At 62.9% G+C, this 3,068-nt stretch carries 4 protein-coding genes; all 4 read right to left on the minus strand.

The window, feature by feature from the left end:
• A partial coding sequence (locus A2I95_RS29075; protein WP_291735486.1) for a 3-phosphoshikimate 1-carboxyvinyltransferase occupies nt 1–869 on the minus strand: 869 nt, incomplete at its 3' end.
• Between the two features lie 100 nt (nt 870–969).
• Nucleotides 970–1,746: a tRNA (guanosine(46)-N(7))-methyltransferase TrmB gene (locus A2I95_RS29080; protein WP_027257634.1), complete on the minus strand. Its 777-nt coding sequence runs from the start codon at nt 1,744–1,746 to the stop codon at nt 970–972.
• 90 nt (nt 1,747–1,836) lie between these two features.
• A complete protein-coding gene (locus A2I95_RS29085; RefSeq protein WP_027257633.1) occupies nt 1,837–2,493 on the minus strand; it encodes a hypothetical protein in 657 nt (218 codons plus the stop codon).
• A gap of 268 nt (nt 2,494–2,761) precedes the next feature.
• Nucleotides 2,762–3,068 (minus strand): methionine adenosyltransferase domain-containing protein (locus A2I95_RS29090; RefSeq protein ID WP_291735492.1); only part of this gene is annotated, 307 nt, incomplete at its 5' end.

Below are 3,068 nucleotides of genomic sequence, written 5' to 3' on the forward strand. Positions count from 1 at the left end.
AACGTCAGATCGGCGCCCATGTCCTGCAGGGTATAGTAGAGGCCCGCACGGGTGGGATTCAGGCCGATGTTCGGCACCAGCACGTCGGATCCGGGGGTGATCAGCGCCGCGCAGACCGGAAAAGCGGCAGAGGACGGATCACGCGGCACCGCGATCACCTGCGGTTTCAGCTCGGGACGGCCGGTCAGGGTTATGACGCGGCCCTCTTCGGTTTCCTCGGTGGTGATTTCGGCACCGAAACCGGCCAGCATCCGCTCGGTGTGGTCGCGGGTGGCTTCCTTCTCGATCACAACGGTCTTGCCCGGCGCGTTGAGGCCGGCAAACAGCACCGCGGATTTCACCTGCGCAGACGGCACCGGCACTTCATAACGGACTGGCACCGGGTCAGCGGCACCGACGATGGTCATCGGCAGACGCCCGCCGCTGCGGCCAACAGATTGCGTCCCGAACAATGCCAGCGGGTCAGTGACCCGCGCCATCGGACGTTTGTTCAGTGAGGCATCGCCGGTGAAAGTCGCGATGATCGGAGATGTTGCCATCACCCCCATTATCAGCCGCACCCCGGTGCCGGAGTTGCCGCAGTCGATCACGTTTCCCGGTTCGGCAAAGCCGCCGACGCCAACCCCGAACACCGACCAGCTGCCGCCGCCGTGGTTCACCACCTCGGCACCAAAGGCCTGCATCGCCTTGGCGGTGTCCAGAACGTCTTCGCCCTCCAAGAGGCCGGAGATCTTGGTCTCCCCTACTGACAGCGCACCCAGGATCAGCGAGCGGTGCGAGATCGACTTGTCGCCGGGCACCTCTGCCACGCCTTTGAGCGGGTCCGCACGGTGGGAGGTCATCGGGATGGGCGTGCCGTGTCCGGACATGGGGCTTCCTTCGTCTGTCGGTACTTACTTTCGTTGGCGCTATCGGTAGCGGATTGGCGCTGGACGGTCCAGAGCCTTTGCCCGCCGCCCGCCTGCACCCTCAGCCAAGGCGGCGGAAGGTCAGGTAGTGCGGCGTGCGGCCTTCGCGCAGGGCTTTCTGCTCATATCGTGTGGAAATCCAGTCATCCCAGGACTGGCGCCAATCGGATGGGCCTTCGGCCAGCCATTCAAAACCGGCCTTTGGCACCTCCTCCAGGGTCTGGCGCACATAGTCGGGAATGTCGGTTGCCACGCGAAAAATCGCGCCCGGCTTCAGACAGCGGGCCAGCGGCGCCAGATGTTCTTGCGTCACGAAACGGCGGCGGTGGTGGCGGGCCTTGGGCCAGGGATCAGGATACAGCAGAAACGCGCGTGAGATGGACGCCGCCGGCAGCACATCCATCAGATCGCGCGCATCACCGGGATGCACCGCAATATTGTCCGCACCGGCCCTGCGGATCTTGCCCAGCAGCATGGCCACGCCGTTGATAAAGGGTTCGGCACCGATTATGCCCGCATCCGGATTGCTGGCGGCCTGATGCACCAGATGCTCGCCGCCGCCAAAGCCGACCTCAAGCCAGACATCCTTGCCGCCGAACAGCGCCTCCAGATCCAGCGGAGTGCGGTCGGGGTTCACATCCCAATCCACGGCGCCGGGGCTGAGGCTGGCCAGATCCTCGTCCAGATACCGCTTTTGGCTGTCCTTCAGGGTCTTGCCCTTGAAGCGGCCATAGAAGTTGCGCCAGGGCGCGCCGCTGGCGTGTTTATCGGCCGCATTGGCAACAGCGGTCCGGGCAGTCTTGGTCTGGTCGTCGCGGGGCTTTTGATCGCCGGACATGCGTCTGGGCTCCTGTTCAGGGCATATTTTGAAAGGCTGGACGCTCCTCTGCCGCAAGCGGGCCTCCTGGTCAAGCCTGTGTCAAGCCGGCTAGCGGGTTTGCCCCTCCCGGACCTCCCGCAGAACGCCCGCTGCAATCAGCCGCAAGCGGCTGGGATACCATTCGCCGTCCGGGTCCGTGCGCAGCGTCTCAATCGCAAAGCCGGGATCGACGCCGCGCGCCACCATATAGCTGAGATGGTCATAAACCTCGCGCTGAGTGTCCTCGTATATCCAGGAACCGAAATCATACGGTGTTGCCCAGCGGTGGCGTTTGCGTTCGCTGCGATAGTATTTATGCACCGCATCCGCAGGCCAGTTGCGCTGATGGAAGCCGATGCTGGACCCGATTGTCATCCGCCGCCGGCCGCCGGCCAGAAAGACATCGACACAGGCGCTGATACAGGTGCCATCAACCAAAGTGTCGAGCCCGTATTCCAGCACCAATCCGGCGATTTCTTCCCCGGCATAGACGCTGCCACCAATGCTGTTGAGTTGCAGCTCCGAGATTTCCGGGCTTTTATTCAGGATATCCCGCAGCGCTAAGACATCGTCATCGGTGATTTCTGACGGTTCCCCTTCCACCTCTGTTTCGGTGTCATAGATCAGCGTTTTGCCTTGCAGGCTGAACTTTTGCGGCAGCACCTCTTTGGCGGCCACGGCAGACGCCAATGCCAGGCAGGAAAGTACAGTCATCACTCGCAGCATCGCGGTCCCGGCAGCTGAAGTTACCCTTCACGGCACTATGGCGCAGCCCGGCGGCGCACTCCAGCCTCAAAAGGTCAGAATTTCTGTCCCAATGTTTCGCGTGCGAAACATCCGGTCAGCAATGCTGACCGGTCCGCCGCGCTGCAGCGCGGCGCCCGGCCCAACGGCAGAGGCGCATTCCCTGAATGCACCGATACGGGCGGGAGCAGCGGCTCGAACAAAAAAAGCGGGCCCTTCGGCCCGCTCTCCTGTCTCAACCAATCCGGCTTCAGACGGCGTTCTTCAGCGCCTCGGCCAGATCTGTGCGCTCCCAGCTGAAACCGCCATCGGCTTCCGGGTCGCGTCCAAAATGGCCATAGGCAGCGGTGCGCTGATAAATCGGTCTGTTCAGGCCCAGATGTGAACGGATGCCGCGCGGGGTCAGGTCCATCACCTGATCAATCGCCTTTTCAATCGCTGCGGCGTCCACTTCGCCGGTGCCATGTGTGTCTGCATAGATCGACAGCGGCTTGGACACGCCGATGGCATAAGACAGCTGAATGGTGCATTTATCCGCCATACCGGCGGCCACCACG

The sequence above is a fragment of the Leisingera sp. F5 genome (assembly GCF_001593695.1).

What these genes read in the sequence shown, in the direction of transcription:
- A2I95_RS29085 (WP_027257633.1), bottom strand. Translation starts at nt 2,493, where the DNA reads ATGCTGCGAGTGATGACTGTACTTTCCTGCCTGGCATTGGCGTCTGCC.
- A2I95_RS29080 (WP_027257634.1), bottom strand. Translation starts at nt 1,746, where the DNA reads ATGTCCGGCGATCAAAAGCCCCGCGACGACCAGACCAAGACTGCCCGG.